Below are 17,349 nucleotides of genomic sequence, written 5' to 3' on the forward strand. Positions count from 1 at the left end.
TGTTTATATGTGCGTAGGATACACTTTAAATATACTGATTTTCAGACTATTAAACTAATTATTTGAAAGTTATTTCTTTCTTTTTTTGTCATTTTCTCAACTCTTGATTCACATTAGTATTCAAATATACTTAAATATTAGCCTTTGTTTATCCCTTTTTTCTTTCTCATAGATTCTCCGTGCAGTTCGATTCTGTGAGATTGATGTATCAGCCGATCCAAAATAGCATCAGCTATGGTTTTTTCTCCAATTATATCGTACCACCCTTGGACTGGGATTTGTGATGTAACAATGATAGAACCATTGTTATGCCGGTCTTCAATGATTTCTAAAAGGGTAATTCGATTGTGGCTATCTAGTGCTTGGAGTCCAAAATCGTCCAGTATAATAACGTCTTGTCTTTCAATTTTGGCTAGTTCTCGCAGGTAAGAACCATCTGCTTTTGCCATTTTTAATTTAGCAAACAGCTTCGAAGTATTAAAATAACTTACTTTAAAACCTTGGATACAGGCTTGATAACCTAATGCTGTGCCTAAATAACTTTTGCCTACACCGGTGCTTCCTGTGATTAAAATGTTTTCGTTTTTTTCTACAAATTCACATTCTGCCAGGCGTAGTACGGTGTTTCTATCCAGATTACGGGTTTGGTCAAAATTGATACTTTCAATATTTGATTTGTAATGGAATCGAGCATTGGTGATGCTGCGTGCAATACGACGATTGTGCCTTTCATCCCATTCGGCATCAGTAAGCATCGATACAAATTGATCGAGTGTGTAATGGTCTGTTTTTCCGCTTTCAATAGCCGTTTTAAAAGCATTATGCATGCCATAAAGCTTCATTTGTTTCATTTTTGTTACTGTGGATTCATTCATGATTACTTGGTTTTAAATTAATTATAATATTGTTTTCCTCTTATGTTACCGTGGATAGGGAGTTCTTGCTCAGATTCTTGTTCAAAATCAATGTGATCCAAGTTGTTTTCTAGTATGTTTTGTATGGTCTTAAAATTGTAAATTTTAAAATCAAGTGCCCGCCTGCAGGCATTTATTAATCGTTGTTTCCCTACCTTTTTCTCGAAGTTTAGTATTCCTAAACAACTTTTATAAGCCTGTTCAGGATGGTTTCTACTTTCGATTATCTGCATAATATATTCAGCTACTGCCTCATCAATACTAATAGCCCAATCAATGAAGCGAGCAGCGCTCCACTGGGCTACAAATTGATGGGTATTGGCTAAATGTTCCGAGATTGTGGTATAAACATAAGGTTTGTAATTCCTTGGATGAATGGCTATCCGATTGTATTTATAATAGATCTCTACCGTTGATTTGGTGTACAATAGTTTTGCTTTTTTTCTTCACATATTGATAGGGAACGCTATAGTAATTTTTGTCCTGACTTAATTGAACATGTCCGTTTTGCATCACTGTTGCAAAGGATTGGTATTTGATTTCAAAACGTTCTTGTGGTAGTAGTTGCAGTTTTTGTTGTTCATCTTCTAAAAACAATTCTATACGAGAATAAGGACGTCCTGTGAGTTTTCTGCTATTATGAGCATCTAGTAAATCCCATATCTGCTGATTTAATTCTTCCAAGGAAAAGAATTTAGTTTCTTTTAGGTTTACATAAATCCTTCGGTACAATATTTTGACAGCTCCTTCAACCAATGATTTATCACGGGGTTTATAAGCTCTGGCAGGCAAAATTGTAGTTTGATAATGTTCGGCTAAATCAGCTAAAGTTTCATTAATTGTGGGTTCAAAACGGCTACTTTTTATCACTGCCGATTTTAAATTATCTGGAACAATTGCAGCAGGAGTGCCTTCAAAAAAACGCATGGCATTTTCTACAGAAGTTACAAAATCTTCTTTTTGTTGACTCATAGAAGCTTCTGCATAGGTGTATTGACTGGCTCCCAATATGGCTACAAAAAACTGTACTTCTTTAATTTCTCCAGTGTCTTTATCAATAATAGAGAGTGTTTTTCCAGCATAGTCTACATACATTTTGTCACCCGCTTTGTGATTCATATGCATTACTGGATTGACTTTTTTGCTCCATGCTTTGTAATGATGTCCAAATTGTGAACTCCTGTAGCCATCAGGATTTAGAACAATATACTGCTCCCACATATGGTTTACCGTAACACCAACTTTTTTGAGTTCACGTTCCATTTTAGGAAAAAAATCGTAAAGAATCTGCAATTTGGGACTGATTGATTCCACGGTAGTGTGTGAGAACAAAAGCTCTAGTTCAGCATCTGTTTTCTCATTAATTAATTCAAAACTTAATCCTAGCACTTCAAATAAAGAAATATACTTCTTTACTGTATTTCTAGAAAGGGATAAGTACTTACTTATGAATAGCTTACTTTTTCCGTTACAGTAGAATTTAATTGCTTTTCTAATTTTACTCATGTCTGTTATTTTGTTTGCCATAATTCGTATATTTTTTAACGAATGTATGGTGCTAACAACATGAAAAAGTTAGTAGTTTTTAATGGTCAATTGTATCCCAAAATTAGGTGGTCAATTTGAACTGGAATGGGGTGGTCAGTTTGCTCCGAAACTGATGGTCAATTTACACTGGAATAGGGTGGTCAATTTGACCGGTTTTTCCACAAGTATGTCCAAGGCATGTTTGAGAACTTTTTCTTTTTCAAGTTTAAGTACATTTCTAAGGTTGTTAGTAAACTGCCATCTCTCTTTTGAGATCCGTTTACTGGTGGTCATATCAATAGATTGCTGATTGTGCGAGATTCGCGCAAAGACAGGAGATTCTCCTTTTGTATTTGCTTTTCCGGGCTTGAGGAAAAAAATTACTTTTAACATAATTTAGGTTTTTAAATTAATAATCAAATTGATTTAAAAACTTTGAAAGTATCTAGCATTCACGGGGAATTCCCAGGGAATACTTGAATTTTAGTGTCCCTATTTTTAATGAAAAATAAGAGGGTCACTAATAGGGACACTAGCCTTTGATAGTATATGTGTGTTTTGAGTCTTGACAAAAAACAAAAAAGCCTTTAAATACTAGTATCTAAAGGCTTTTGACTTTTAAAGTTTCTTTTGAAACTTCATGTGGCGGAGAAAGAGGAACTAGAATAAACTTTTTCATATCATAACTAACCTTCTTAAAACATCTCTTAGATACTGTAGAATAAGGACTTTTGTATAATGTTGTGTACGAAAAAAATAAGTCAATTATAAATATATATAGCCATTGTGGGGATTATGTGGGGATATTTTATATATCTTTATCACATCGAAAAAACTAATACTTCTGTATCAATGGCAACAGTCAACTATTTAATTAAAGGAGAAAAAAATGTAACCAATATACTTCTGCGTTTCAAAAATGGTAGAAAATTCGACTTAACAGCAACTACAGATTTAAAGGTAGAGCCTAAAAAGTGGAGCATAACAAAACAGAAGGTCAAACTTACGGCCGATGATCCTAAAAAGGATGAAGTAAATAAATATCTGACTGAGCTTGAGAAATATATTTTTGATGAGTTCAATTCCGACAATAGTAAGGGAGAATTTATAGATAAATATTGGCTACGAAAAAAAATTGCAAATTTTTTTAATCGACCAGTAGACGAAATGGCTGTTGATCAAGTATTTTTTATTCCATTTATAGAAACTTTTATTAAAAATGCTCCAACAAGGATAATTAGGGGTAAAAACAAGGTCATTGCCAAAGGAACTATTACAAAATATACAACAACACAACATAAGTTAGAAGAGTATGAGGAACGATTTAAAACAAAGCTGAAATTTATAGATTTAGATTTGACATTCTATGACCGGTTTGTAAATTTTTTATCGCAAGAACAAAACATAAATTTAGGAACCATAGGTAATTATATTGGGACATTAAAGACAATTGCAAGGGATGCTAAATTGAAAGGGTTACCGGTTCATTCTCATATTGAGCACCCCAATTTTTTTGTACCTAAAGTTACGGCTGATAGTATCTATTTGAATGATGCTGAAATCAATTCAATATTTAATCATGATTTCGAAGGAGTAGAGCGACTAGAAAACACGAGGGATTTATTTATCATTGGATTGAGAACTGGGTTAAGAATTTCAGATTTTTTAAGGTTGAAGGATACTAATATTAAAAATGGTTACATCGAAATTGAAACTCAAAAAACAGGACAAACGGTTACGATTCCGCTACATACTCAAGTAAAAGCTATTTTGGAAAAAAGAAATGGATTTCCAAGAGCCATTTCAGATCAAAAGTTTAATGAGCACGTAAAAGATTTATGCCAAGTTGCTGGATTTAAAGAAAAAGTTCAAGGTTCTAAAATCAACAAGAAAACCAGAAGAAAAGAAGACGGAATGTATCATAAATGGGAATTGGTTACCTCACATATTTGCAGACGTTCTTTTGCTACTAATTTATACGGCAAGTTGGACAATTTAACCATTATGGCTATCACTGGTCATCAAACAGAAACCCAATTTTTAAAATACGTTAAAATAACAAATACTGAGAAAGCCGATAAACTTAAAGAGTATTGGAATAAACAAAATGAAGAACAAAAAATTCAGGAAAATATAATGACAGTAGTTAAGTAGAATAAAGTTTGTTATATTTAAAGTTTATTTTATTTATATGGATTTTACAAATTTGGAGGGGTTTTGTGAAAGGTTACAAAATACAGATTTCTTAATTAACTCTACGCTGGGTTATGAATTGATGATATTAAAAGGATACGTTTATAATATCAAGCATGAAGTTCTTAAAGAGCTGATACCTTTAATGGGTAACGATCATGATTTTCTAGATTATATTGTTTCTAAGATTGGCCCTTCAAATTACGTAAAAAGTGTAGATATTTTATCTGTAAAAAGATGGTTAACTGAATATCATGTTGATATTGACGAGATTCTTGGTAATAAATTGTGGAATATTGCTTTTAGAGATCTTATTAATACAAATTATCAAGAATTCCCTACTTCTTCTCCTGAAAGAGATATTGCACATTCACTTCAAAATGATTTTTATCTTTTTTTCTGTAAATACTTTGTAAATGATTTAATTGAGTTTTTAGAAAGTAAAAAAACAATTACTTACGCAAGCGAGTTGAAAAATAAATACTTGAATATTACTGAAGCAAATAATCAAAAAACAAATAGTTTCATTTATCAAAAGGAGAATATTGTCAACAACAAACCTGTAAAAATTATGCAAGAAAATAATTCTATTGAATTTATAAACAAGATTGATGCAACAGATAATTATGAAAATTCAAAGCAACTAACAGTTAATCAGGCATTAATATTGTTGGATAAGTTAGGAATATTTTCAAATAATATTTTAGAAAGTATGCCTAACACTAAAAAGGCTAAACTTATCAGTCAAATAATAGGTAAGAACGAGAAAAATATTACTGTGGCAATCCAAAAACTTGAATTAAAAGCAAAAGAAATAACAGTAGGCTACCAAAGAGATTTAGATAAAATTCAACGTCTTTTAGATAACTTGGAGTAACTATTGGAGTATCTTTTGGAGCTACTCCAATAATAAAATTTGACATACCTCTCTATAATTTTGTTCCCAACTATAACGATAAAATAAATATCAAGATGGAACAAAGCAAAATTACACAAGTACACGGGGTTAGCTCCGAAGAATTAAAACAAGATTTCAAATATATTGTAAGGGCAGAATTTAAAGAGTTTGCTCTAAACTTCCAACCAATCATTCCGGCCGAGTATCTTACTCGCCAAGAAGTAGCTGAGATACTTAAAGTATCGCTGGTAACACTTTCCGATTGGAACAAAAAGAAAATACTTAATCCATATAGATTGGGTAATTTAATTAGATACAAGCGCTCCGAGATCGAACAAGCATTAATATGTATTAATGCTAAAAAAGTTTAATAGCTCAAGCTTTTTAAAAACATGGGTTGATTTATACTAAAGGCAAATCAGCATGTTCAGTCTGCTCATAAATTAAAATTAACTGTAAATCTAACGTTACACTAACTCACAATGGATAAATATTTATACACCTGCCATTATTGCGCAAAAGAATACAAACCTAATCGTCGACACAAGCAACGGTTTTGTAGCAATAGTTGTCGAGTAAATTCTTTTAACAGAAATATCAAAAAAAATCTAATCGTAAAAAAAGATACTGAAACAGAGATTAAAAAACCAATCAAGATTGATGCAATGAGTTGGTCCGGAGTTGGAAATGCTGCAGCTGGTGCATTAGCTGTAAATATGGTTTCTAGTTTATTAACTAAGAATGAAAACAAACCAGCTACAAAGAAAGATTTAGAAGATTTAAAAAATTCACTAAAAGTTAGATATCAACCTATTTTAAATATGCCATTTAGATATGATGGAGCAAAACCCTTTTATGATTTGAAAACACAAAACATTATTTATTCCTTAACTTCATTAGTCTAATGGTCTCACTTTATAAAAATTTCGGAAACAAATTAAATGATGAAGACATCATTAATATTTTAAAAGATGTAAAATCAGGTAAATTTGAAAGTGAAATCAATTCTATTCGTTATGCTCTAGAATCGGGCAAGGAAAAACTAGCTGATGAATTAAAAAGTAATTTATTAGCTTTTACAACGTCTGGAACATTTGGCAAACAAAGAAAAAGAGAATTTTTAAAAACCTATTCACAAATAATAAACCTTGATTTCGATCATTTACCAATTGATGAATTGGATCGTCTTGTAATTCAAATAAACGATTGCAAGTTCACACTTGGGTCGTTTATTAGCCCAAGAGGTGAAGGGATTAAAGTATTCGTTAAAATCAATTCTAATGAAGAAAAACATCTAATTGCATATAATAAAGTGGCTAATTTTTACAAAGCTCTTACAGGTTTAGGTTTTGACCCAAAATGCAAGGACATTACACGCTTGTGCTTTGTTTCTCATGATCCAAATACATTTATAAACGATGATGCAGCTGTTTTCGAAGTAGAAACATTAGAAACAGTAAAAGAATTAAACGCTAAAGTTGAAAAGCATACGACTAATAGTCCTTCAACAGATGAACTACTTGATAAATGTTTAAAACTCACAGAAAAAAAAGAACAATATCATAGCGGTAATCGTAATAATTTTATTCACTATTTTGCTAGTAATTCCAATCGGTTTGGTGTTTGTGAAGCAGATTCATTGGATTTTTGTACTACTACTTTTGATTTAGACGAAAAAGAAATAAAAAAGGCAATCAAAAGTGCGTACAAAAACCAAATTGCAGACTTTGCAAAGTTTGCAAACATGCAAAGCCAAGAATTTTATAAAAATGAAAATAGCAATAATAATGTAAGTATTGAGGACGAAGATTACTTAAAAAAAAGTCCAGTAATTCCTCAATCAGTTTATGATTATTTGCCGCCAATATTATTTGAAAGTTGTAAGGTGTTTAAAGAACCAAGAGAAAGAGACACATTTTTAACAGGAGCATTAGCTATTCTTTCAGGATGTTTACCCAATGTTTCGGGAGTTTATGGCGGTAGCATTGTATATCCAAGTTTGTTTTCGTTCGTATTAGCACCGGCAGCATCAGGGAAGGGAGCTTTAAAGTTTGCCAAAGCATTAGCCGACGAGTACCATAAAACACTTTTAAAGCAATCGAATGAGGATAAAAAAGTTTACGAGGAAAAAATAGCAGCATATAAAATGTTAAAAGCTAAAGGCAAAATTGAGAAAAACCAAGAAATACCAATAGAGCCGAAATTTAAAGTAGTTTTTATACCTGGTAATGTTAGTAATGCAAGAGTGATACAGCATTTGGATTGGAATGAGGGTAATGGTATTATTTGTGAAACTGAAGCAGATACTGTAGGTACAGCAATGAAAAATGAGTGGGGTTCTTATTCGGACATGCTTCGTAAATCATTTCATCATGAAAAAATATCAGTGAGCAGGAAAACGAATTCTGAATATATAGAAGTTAATGAACCCCAACTTTCTGTGGCGTTATCTGGAACTCCAAAACAAGTCTTTAATATCATTGCTTCGGCAGAGGATGGTTTATTTAGTCGTTTTATTTTCTATGTTTTCAAAACAGATGCAGTTTGGTTAGACCCATCACCAAAAGGAAATCCAATTAATTTAACTGACTATTTTAAAACACAATCCAATGAAGTTTTTAAAATGGTTGAATATTATGAAAGAGACGAAATAATTTTTCAACTAACAGACGAACAATGGGGCAAATTTAACCCTGCTTTTAGCTCTTATTTACAACAAATAAACACTTTTGTTAGTGAAGACGCTTCAAGTATTGTAAAACGTTTAGGATTGATATTATACCGTTTTTGTATGCTTTTTACAGCCATCAGAAAATTTAAATCAAACGATTATCATAAAGAAGTCTTTTGTTCTGATTTAGATTTCGAAACTGCTTTAACACTGATACGAGTCTATTTACAGCATAGTATAATTATGTTTGAGAACTTGCCAAAGCAAGGAGAGCAAGGAGCTTTCAAATCAGGCGAAAAGAAAAAGCAGTATTTTGATGCCTTACCATTTGAATTCCAGAGGAAGGAAGCTGTTGAAATTGGTAATACCTATAGATTGTCAGAAAGAACAGTAGATAATTTATTAAAAGCCTGTTTGGGAATGCACTTAACACAGCCGGAATACGGTGTATATAAAAAAATAACCTAAAGTTTTTTTGTATTTAATGTTGATTTTTAACAAATTTTTATTTCATCCTAAGACTAAACAAGATCAAGTTATTTAGTAAATTATCAATTATCCCTATCGTTTTCGGTATTTTGTTTATTAATCTTTTACCAGAGGTTAAAGAGTATAAGCGTTTTATAAGCTGTGAAATTTGAATTAGGTACTCGGCAACGACGAGTACCTAATTGGGTAATACTATCAATAATAAGGAAGAATCTTTTATTTTCTATCTTATAGTGGAATATAAAAAGAACTTCGGTGTTGATCTTATTTAAAGAAAATGACATTTGCAAGTGACCTTTAACTGAAAACCATTATAATTTTATCAAATCTGAACCCGTACCAACACCACTGATCAATAAACGTTGTATAGCTCGACTAGAAGCAACATAAAAAAGAGATTTTTCAGCCTTTACTATATTTTCTAACTTGTTTTTATCAAGTTCATTTGCATCGTATGGTAATTTTGGAAAGGTACGGTCATTAACATCAACTAAAAAAACATGCTTAAACTCTAAGCCTTTTAAACCGTGAAATGTTGATAAGCGAATACCTTCTTTTTTACTGTTCAATAGTCCTTTATCTACATAAGGTATATTATTTTTATGTAGTAAGTTTCTGAAATCATTCACGCTATCTTTAGTTCTAGCTGCAATTACGATTTCATTATAGTTAATGCCTTCATCAAATAATTTATTTATTTCTTGTAGGACGTTATCAAGTTCAGACTGCTTAGTTGTAAATAATTGATATATTGGTACAACACCATGAAATAGTGAAAGATAACCTGATTTTTCTTCCGTTTCTCCGTCAAAATCATCATAGTGCTCATTTGCTACGATTGAAAATGCTAACCTCTTAATTTCCTCTGTAGTTCTATAGTTGATGCGCAATCTTTTACTTCTGTTGCCACGGATATTAATAGCTGCTTTTGAGAAGTTGATTTTGCGATTATAGATATTCTGAAGAGGATCTCCTACCAAAAATAAATCATCTGGGGCTATTGGGGTAAGAGCACGGATAAAGTTTAATTCAACGTTTGTAAAATCTTGTAATTCATCTACGATTACTTTCGAATAAACAGTTTGACCATCTGATTTTAGATAATTTGCAACTTTATTATAGATTTCCTCTTTGTAATAAAAACCACTCGCTAATTTTTTTTCTAAAAAGAATTCGATTAGATTCCAAACGTCTAAGCGTTGACTTTTAGATATCGCTTTCCCACGACCAATTCTACTCGCTTTTATATATTCTTTCTGAGAAGAAATATTTTGAACTAATATAACCTCTTCATATTCCTCCTTTAAAAAATCTTCATCAAAGTTGGATAAGTTTTCTTCTAATACTTGTCCCCAGACTTCTTCAGGACTTTTTACAGCATTCATACCAAATACTTTATCAGTAGTTTTTCTTAAGCCAAATTTTTGGGCCAAGTCAAAAGCTAAACTATCGATGTTGGTAATGTGGTAGCTATGTTTAGGTATGTCTAAGTCAGCGGCTAAGTCTATTAAATTTTCACTGAGTTCTTTGGTATAGGTAGTAAAAAGAATCGGCTTTTCATCAGTCTTGAGTTCAGCCAAATATTTTAATCGGTGAAGTGCGGCAACTGTTTTACCTGTACCAGCACCTCCAGAAAGTTTTATTGATCCATTAAATTTCCCGTAAACAAATATGGATTGCGATGGATGCAAATAATATTTCCACTTTTTAAGTGAGCCTTGAAGTGCATCGTTTAATATTTCATCATCAGTTAATTCAATAAAAGAGCGAGAATTGTTTTTACTCTGAATAGCATTTGCAGCACCTTCAATGATGTCTGTTTTTAGGGTATCAATATTTGCCCCATCAAGTAAATAAAATAGATTTTCAAAAACATCTACAGGTAAATAACTTTCTATTTTTTCTAACGCAGAAAAATCATTAATTTTTAAAACGGAAGGAATCAACACAGCGGGAACACCAATTTCCAGCAAATCATTGGAATTGTATTTATTCATAAATAAATCGTCTTCAGGCATCGCAATAGAAGCATTCTTTTCTTGAATAGATTCATCGATACTAAAGACTTGATAAGCCTGCGTTTGATCGTTCCAATTAATGACTTTGTTTTTAGCCCAATCCATTGCTTCATCATGGTTATCGATCCAAATTAGTAGGTATAATTCACCAGGAGTAACCTCTTTTAAAATTGCTCTATATTTCTGGTCAATCCTAGCTGTACGGAAGGTTTGATCTTTGAATGTATTTATAGATTCAAGGTTCAAAGCCGCACTTTTTGAATTGGTTCTAAATTTGCTGATAAAATCGGTGACTTTTGATTGGGTACCTTTATTTATCTTCAAGAATGCATCCCAAAATTTATCGTAAATAAATAATTTCATAATTTAATATTTTTTAAATTTTCATTGTCATAGATTGTGAAACCAGCTTTTAACAGAATAGTTTTAGATTCGGATGAACTTGGATTAATAGCAATTTTATGTTCAGAAAATAGCAATTCAGCATCTGCCAAAACATCACCTGTTGTAGGATCAATCCAGCTGTCTAAATATTCTGCATTAGAGGCAGTAATAATCCCTTTATTTAAAGCTAATTGAATTACAGGATGTAAATGGTCTTCGTATAAATGCCAAAGCGATTCCATCCATCTACCATCACTTTCTGTTAGCTCCGTATCTTCGATATCGACTTGGATAAGATTGTCTGATTGAAAAAGATTAAATAAGCGCCAAAATGTTTCCCAATCTTTCTTCTCAATTGAATTTATATCACCTAAATTTAGTTGATTAATCACATCATTTTCCCCAATATTCACCCAAGTATTCCATTCTAAAAATGAAGGCGTAAAATCATTTTCTACAGGAAGCAAAGCATTAAAATCTTTGATTTTATTTGAAATAATATAGCTGTCATATAATAATTCTTTTGATACTAATTTTGATAATTGAGAAGGATTAAAAGATGGATCTAACAGTTTTTTTGTCCACGAACCTAAAAAGGAATACCAAGCCTGTTTATTATCTTCGACAGGAGGGTAAAGCATTTGTGTTAGTAATCTTTCGACACTATTTATACTTAATGAGTAATTTACTTTCTCACCTTTTTGAATAGTGTGAAGAAGTTTAGTGTAATTATAACTAAAATTATTTTTGAATAGCGTTGCAACATCATCATAATTTACCTTATCACCTTCTAATTGTTTTTGAAAGTAATCGAGATCAGTCCAGGTGAGAGACCAAGTTTTGAATTCGGGCTGTGCAATAATTGCTTTACGAATGCGAATATCGTTTTCAAAAACGTTGTTTTCTGCAGAAGCATGAAACTGATACCCATCTAGATAAATAGCTGTCTTTGGAATCTGGTCTCGCCATTCCTTTTCTTTAAATAAATAGCTACCGCAAACCATCAAAAAGTCAGTTCGCGTATTAAAAGCAATTCCATCTTTCGGGCCTAGAACTATTTGAGGTCTAAGCCAATAAAGAGCTTTAATATCTGCTTTTTCAGTACTTAACTCGTAATAAACCGTTCCGTTATTTTTTTTCTCAGAAAAGCTCCAACCTTCTTGCTGCTCAGCATAAATAGAAAGAAGCTTCACAAAACGTTCTTCTAATTCCGATTCTTCAATTTTCCCTGAATTGGTTAATGACGTTAAACCATTATTGGTTTTTATCCATTCTTCTGTTTGGCTATAAATTTTACCAAACCATTTTTCGGCTCTCGCACGACTTAAATCAGATCTATTGTATTGATTTCCATAACTATAAATACATTTATAACAGCCGTCATGATCCGTTAATTGGCAAGAACAATCTCTAATGGCTTCATAACTCAATCGTAATAAAAGAGAAAATTCTTTGTCGTCAAAAATTTGTTCTAGATATCCTGTACCGCCAGGAATTGTATCATACAATAATAAAAATCTATCAAATTTATCTGTAATCTGATTGAATTCTTTATAAGATTGAATCTTAATGTGTCCGGGGTTTCCCTTGAAGTATTTTTTCAAACCTAGCTCCAAACCAGCTTGAAACATTCGTATATCGGTTTCACTATTAAATTCTTGAATAGGAAGGACTATTTTCAAAATTTCGGTTTGCATTTCTCTAAAGAAATAAATTTCTTCGAAGACTTCTGTTTTTCCTGGTTCATATCGAACATCTCTATGCTTACAGTATCCATAATGAAAATCTCTAGCTTCAGTTACTAAATGCGTAGCTGATATCGATTTACCGCAATTCTTACAGGTAACAAACCCTTTAGTGAGGACTTCTTCTTCATTTATTTTTAACTTACGAGCGTCGTTAGAGTCGTTTCGACCAAAGTTGACGGAAGTTATCGTTGCACTACTAACATACTCAATACCAAATGGAATATCTTTTAAGACCCATGCACCAGCAGATGTATTTTGATCCAATAATATATGGTTGATCACGTGGTACTGTTGTTTGTCTCTCTCATCATTACTATCACTCAATGTTGCCTTAGCCGCATTATTAAATGATTTCATAGAGGTCATTTTAACAAAAGTATGCACATTTGAAGATGAAGACCAAGATGGATCACCACATTTAGGACAATTTCCTGGTTTAGATAAAGAATCCACCTGTAAATGGTCGCATTTTGAACAAAAACGTTTTTTATGCTTTATTTTATGATCATTCCAATCAAAGGTATTGATACCAGATATTTCAAATCTATAACCTTGGGTATAAAAAAAGTTTTCAGGAGCTAATTCTTTAATTGCTTGTACAGCGGAACGAACTATTTCGAAATCTTTATCTAAACTCCTTGAGGTGCTTCCTTCAACGGTTGCACTCAATACATGTGCATTCAATGTAACTCCAGTCTCCGGGAATGCATAATTTGGAAGGATTCCTACGTTTGTGAGATGTTCTAAAATGTTTCGAGCAGCGATATTTTTTTTGATTCCGTTCAGATTTCTTTTTTCTCTAACATACTCGTCATACAGCGGATCTCCTTTGGCTAGATTTAATATTTTAACTTCACTATCCATCTCTTTTTTACGATTTTCAATAGTAAGAAGTTCTGCTCTAATTTTAATAAAGACCTCTAATAAATTACTATAAAAAGTGCCTGATAAAAGTGCCTCTTGGATTTCCCCAAAAACATTTAACTTAATTGAATCATCATATTGTTTCAAAAATGATGTAGTAAGAAATAATTCATTTGCATCAATAAATCGATTTACTCTATTTATAAAAAAATCTGGACTTGTTAAATCACGATTGTACAATTTTAAGTCTCTAACAAAAGTTGGAATGCTATTTTCATTCGGATTATTAGATGTCCAACTATCAAAACAAAATGCCGTAAAATGCCGTCGGAGAATATCTTTAGCTTCAAGGTAGCATCCGGGTGTATTTACTGCACCATTCATCATTTCCATAGGATCTGTAAAATAATACAAATCATGATTTTGGTTCTTTGCAAAATTTACAATCACCGCTGAACCAGAACTACGGCCTGCACGACCAATACGTTGTAAAAAATTGGAAGGTAGGGGAGGAATACTGTTGTTATAAGCTGTATTTAGGCTACCAATATCGATACCCATTTCTAGCGTGCTGGTAGCTATTAGAGTATTTACGGAATTAAATTTCTCCCTTTTTTTAAAATCAATTTCAAGCTGTTCTCTCACTTTTCGTTCGAGTAAGCCTGTATGCTCTTTTGCAAAAACACGAGGCGAACGATTTCTATTATATACTTCCTTATAGTAGTTACTTGCTTTAGGCTGAATTAGATGGTAGTGACCTGCGCATCTATAACTTAAACAACTACCATTTTCAAGGAATTCAATATCGTCATAGGTGTATTGCTTGTCCTCGCAAGTACTACAAACAAATGTTTTGATGTTTTTATGAATCCAAATTGCTTTTGGGACCAAACAATAGTTTTCATGTTCTCCAGCCGTTTCTTTATTTAGTATTCCTACTTGAACTAATGCAGCTGTCCATTTTTCATAAAATTCATTAACAAAATCAGTTGTAACCGCTGCTAGATTGAATGATTTATAAAAGTAAGAATGGAACCAATTAGTTGTCTTTGCTCTGGTTGTATCTAGTAAGTTATCTCTTGACTGTTGATTGGTTATCAATTTAGGAAAACGTGCGCTTAGATGAAATTTAGGATTAAGAAAGTGACGACTGTCCTTTTGCCAATTCAAATCCCAAACACTTAATTTTTCTTTTCGGTATTTAGATAAATACTCATGATTTATTGCACCTCTATTTCTAGCACGGTGCAAGATGAGGTTTGTAAAACGAATATAAGATGCTTTCTCTAAAGTTGCGCTAACATCATTCTCAGAGATCCAATCCTTAATGTGGTCCCATGTTTGCTCCAATAGCACTTTATCAAATGTGGTTGAAGATGCTCCAGTTTTTTCTAGCGTACGTCCAATTTTTGAGTTAAAACCAAACTCAGAATAAATTTCCCAGCGAAGTCGCTCGTCAAATTCTTTCAAAAAATGAGGCGCATACTTATCACCCACTAGAAAATCTTTTGGAGATGATTTACCAACATAATCTTTTGGAAAAAAGCGATATAAATAACTGTTAAGTGAATCTCTACCAGACTCGTCTGCTAGAACTTTCCAATAATTTATAAACTCGTCAGCCAATTCCGAAAGTTGAATTGGTCGGTTTAGCTCGTTAATTACTTTTTGAACTGCAGCTCTTAATGCAAAACGGTAATTTCGACTTTCAATAAAACCTGCTTGATGTGCAGCATCTTGTACAGAATTGGTAAAAGCTAGAATTTTACGTCCTTTATCATCAGCAGGATCTAAATCTGTCGCTAGCGTTTGGCTCACAGCAATAGAACTAAGAGTCGGAATTTTGGTACCAATAATTGCTATAGTCCCGTTTGAATTGCAACAAGGGCATACCTCTTCTTTTTTATTGTCCTTTAGTTTTCTGACTGCTTGAATATTAAAGCCCTCATTATCTTGATCTACTACTTTAAGTGATTTTGGATTGATTTTTAGTTGCAAAAAATCATCAGGCTGATATCCAGTTGCTTGAAAATCTTCGAGAGATAGTTCGCCTTTTGGGAGTATGTAATAGACATTTTTATTCCTTTCAAAATATTTTTTATAGATCTCGTTAGTATCTTTGATAAAAGTATCGCTGTCTTCTAATTTTACTCCTAGCCATCCTGAACTGTTACACTCACGGCAATACCATGGCGGCAAAGCACCTATTTCTTGTTGAGCATCTACCTGATCTCTAAAGGAGAAAGAAGCAGGTTGTTGTAAAGTATATTGTACACCACTAAGTTCACGTATCCAAAGTTGGATTTGTAAATACATGAAAGGTGATTTTGGATTGTCGGGATCTTTAGCCTCAGAAATTAAAGAAAGTAGGGATTCTAGTACTCTTTCTTTAGGGTTATAAGCATGTTGCTCATCCCATTGGGGTAATTTTCGATAGGAGTCATTCACCATTGATAAGTCACGGATAATATCTTCAAGAGTTTTAATTCCTGAATTTTTATTAATCACTACGACTAAGTCTCTCACAATCTTTAATTGAATTAAGCCAGTCGCTAACTCATTTTTATTTTGTTGCCATACGTCAATGTGCTTCTGTATAAAAGTATCATATTCCGCATACTCATGGTAAATTAATTTTTTTAATGTATTGGGTAGTGGGATAAAGTCATTAAGCACTTCCTCTTCAGCAAAGAACAAATTGGGGCTTATTCTATTTTCTGTAATTATTGCCTCGGTGGTAATTTTTTCACCAAAAACTTTGGTAGCATATTCGGCCAACAATGCAGGGGCTTCTGGTCCCGAACCAATAGTAGCCGATGTGCCGACTGGACACAATTGTCCTGCAGCCATGTTCAGTTTTAATTTTAGTCGTCTAATTAGGTTGGCAACATCGGTACCTTGAGCCCCATCGTAGGTATGTAATTCATCCAATACCAAAAATTGTAGAAGGCTAGAATCATTAAGGTTGTGCGTCCATAATTTATGAAAGTTATGCTTCATCAAAGCATAATCTAACATCTTAAAGTTAGTTAGCAGAATATCTGGCGGAGAATCTAAAATACTGTCTCGATGTTCTATGATATTCTCCTCACCCATAACTTTCGGAAATTGACCTTTTGGTCCATTACCTTCTCCAATGAATAAACCTGCCGATATTTTACCTTTTAGTCTATCATCTTCAAAAATCATTTCTGCCAAACGCTTTGCCTGATCTGTAGCCAAGGCATTCATAGGATATAGAATGATGACCTTGATACCAGGACGATGCTGTTGTTGAAAACAATAATCTAACATTGGGTACAAAAAGGATTCTGTTTTACCAGATCCTGTTCCTGTAGTAACAATGGTTGGCTCAGGTGATTTGTTTAGAGTAGCCAATTTTGTCCACGACTTTACTTGATGATCATAAGGCGGCCATGATGGTTTTATGGTTAGCGGAATCGCATCCACTTCGGACTGTTCTGCTTTTACAAAACGAAGTTTAAGAGATACGTAGGGTCCCTTAAACATACCTTGTGTGGGATGATCAATAAAATTTTCAAAGCCTTCAGCTACTTCTTTTTTGCGAAAAGTAAAAGTGGCCTGCAAGTATGATTTTATCGATTCTTTTATTTCAATGGCCTGTTGTAAGCTTAGCATAAAT

11 protein-coding genes are annotated in these 17,349 nt (G+C 32.8%); 5 read left to right on the plus strand and 6 right to left on the minus strand.

All coding sequences use genetic code 11. From position 1 onward, the window contains the following. Positions 1–137 precede the first annotated feature (137 nt). The 4 genes from istB to RCH19_RS06345 all read right to left on the minus strand — a co-directional run bounded on the left by istB (position 138) and on the right by RCH19_RS06345 (position 2,834). Positions 138–875 carry an IS21-like element helper ATPase IstB gene (gene istB, locus RCH19_RS06330; protein ID WP_343022512.1) on the minus strand — a complete coding sequence of 246 codons (738 nt, stop codon included), beginning with the start codon at positions 873–875 and terminating at the stop codon, positions 138–140. 17 nt (positions 876–892) lie between these two features. After that, a complete protein-coding gene (locus tag RCH19_RS06335) occupies positions 893–1,342 on the minus strand; it encodes a transposase (protein ID WP_343022513.1) in 450 nt (149 codons plus the stop codon). Next, a complete protein-coding gene (istA, locus tag RCH19_RS06340) occupies positions 1,308–2,441 on the minus strand; it encodes an IS21 family transposase (RefSeq protein ID WP_343022514.1) in 1,134 nt (377 codons plus the stop codon). Before istA ends, RCH19_RS06335 begins: the two co-directional genes overlap by 35 nt. Before the next feature lie 114 nt (positions 2,442–2,555). Further along, complete coding sequence (locus RCH19_RS06345; protein ID WP_343022515.1) at positions 2,556–2,834, minus strand: hypothetical protein; 279 nt, start codon at positions 2,832–2,834, stop codon at positions 2,556–2,558. A 459-nt stretch (positions 2,835–3,293) separates the two neighbouring features. On the opposite strand from RCH19_RS06345, the gene RCH19_RS06350 reads away from it, so the two are divergent. The 5 genes from RCH19_RS06350 to RCH19_RS06370 all read left to right on the plus strand — a co-directional run bounded on the left by RCH19_RS06350 (position 3,294) and on the right by RCH19_RS06370 (position 8,671). Continuing rightward, on the plus strand, positions 3,294–4,595 hold the full coding sequence (locus RCH19_RS06350) for a tyrosine-type recombinase/integrase (RefSeq protein WP_343022516.1): 1,302 nt from the start codon (positions 3,294–3,296) through the stop codon (positions 4,593–4,595). Between the two features lie 37 nt (positions 4,596–4,632). Beyond that, entirely contained in the window at positions 4,633–5,511 is an 879-nt protein-coding gene (locus tag RCH19_RS06355) for a hypothetical protein (protein ID WP_343022517.1), read from the plus strand. Between the two features lie 95 nt (positions 5,512–5,606). After that, on the plus strand, positions 5,607–5,903 hold the full coding sequence (locus RCH19_RS06360) for a helix-turn-helix domain-containing protein (protein ID WP_343022518.1): 297 nt from the start codon (positions 5,607–5,609) through the stop codon (positions 5,901–5,903). A gap of 111 nt (positions 5,904–6,014) precedes the next feature. Next, a complete protein-coding gene (locus RCH19_RS06365; RefSeq protein WP_343022519.1) occupies positions 6,015–6,437 on the plus strand; it encodes a hypothetical protein in 423 nt (140 codons plus the stop codon). Then, a complete protein-coding gene (locus RCH19_RS06370; protein WP_343022520.1) occupies positions 6,437–8,671 on the plus strand; it encodes a DUF3987 domain-containing protein in 2,235 nt (744 codons plus the stop codon). The genes RCH19_RS06365 and RCH19_RS06370 overlap by 1 nt, the downstream gene beginning before the upstream one ends. A 332-nt stretch (positions 8,672–9,003) precedes the next feature. Here the strand turns inward: RCH19_RS06370 and RCH19_RS06375 are convergent, their stop codons facing one another. Both RCH19_RS06375 and RCH19_RS06380 read right to left on the minus strand, forming a co-directional pair. Then, positions 9,004–11,073, minus strand: coding sequence for a 3'-5' exonuclease (locus RCH19_RS06375; RefSeq protein WP_343022521.1), 2,070 nt, complete (start codon positions 11,071–11,073; stop codon positions 9,004–9,006). Further along, a complete protein-coding gene (locus RCH19_RS06380) occupies positions 11,070–17,345 on the minus strand; it encodes a DEAD/DEAH box helicase (protein WP_343022522.1) in 6,276 nt (2,091 codons plus the stop codon). The genes RCH19_RS06375 and RCH19_RS06380 overlap by 4 nt, the downstream gene beginning before the upstream one ends. Between the last annotated feature and the right edge of the window lie 4 nt (positions 17,346–17,349).

This window comes from Flavobacterium sp. PL12, from assembly GCF_039123485.1.
In the GTDB taxonomy this organism is placed as follows: Bacteria; Bacteroidota; Bacteroidia; order Flavobacteriales; family Flavobacteriaceae; genus Flavobacterium; species Flavobacterium weaverense.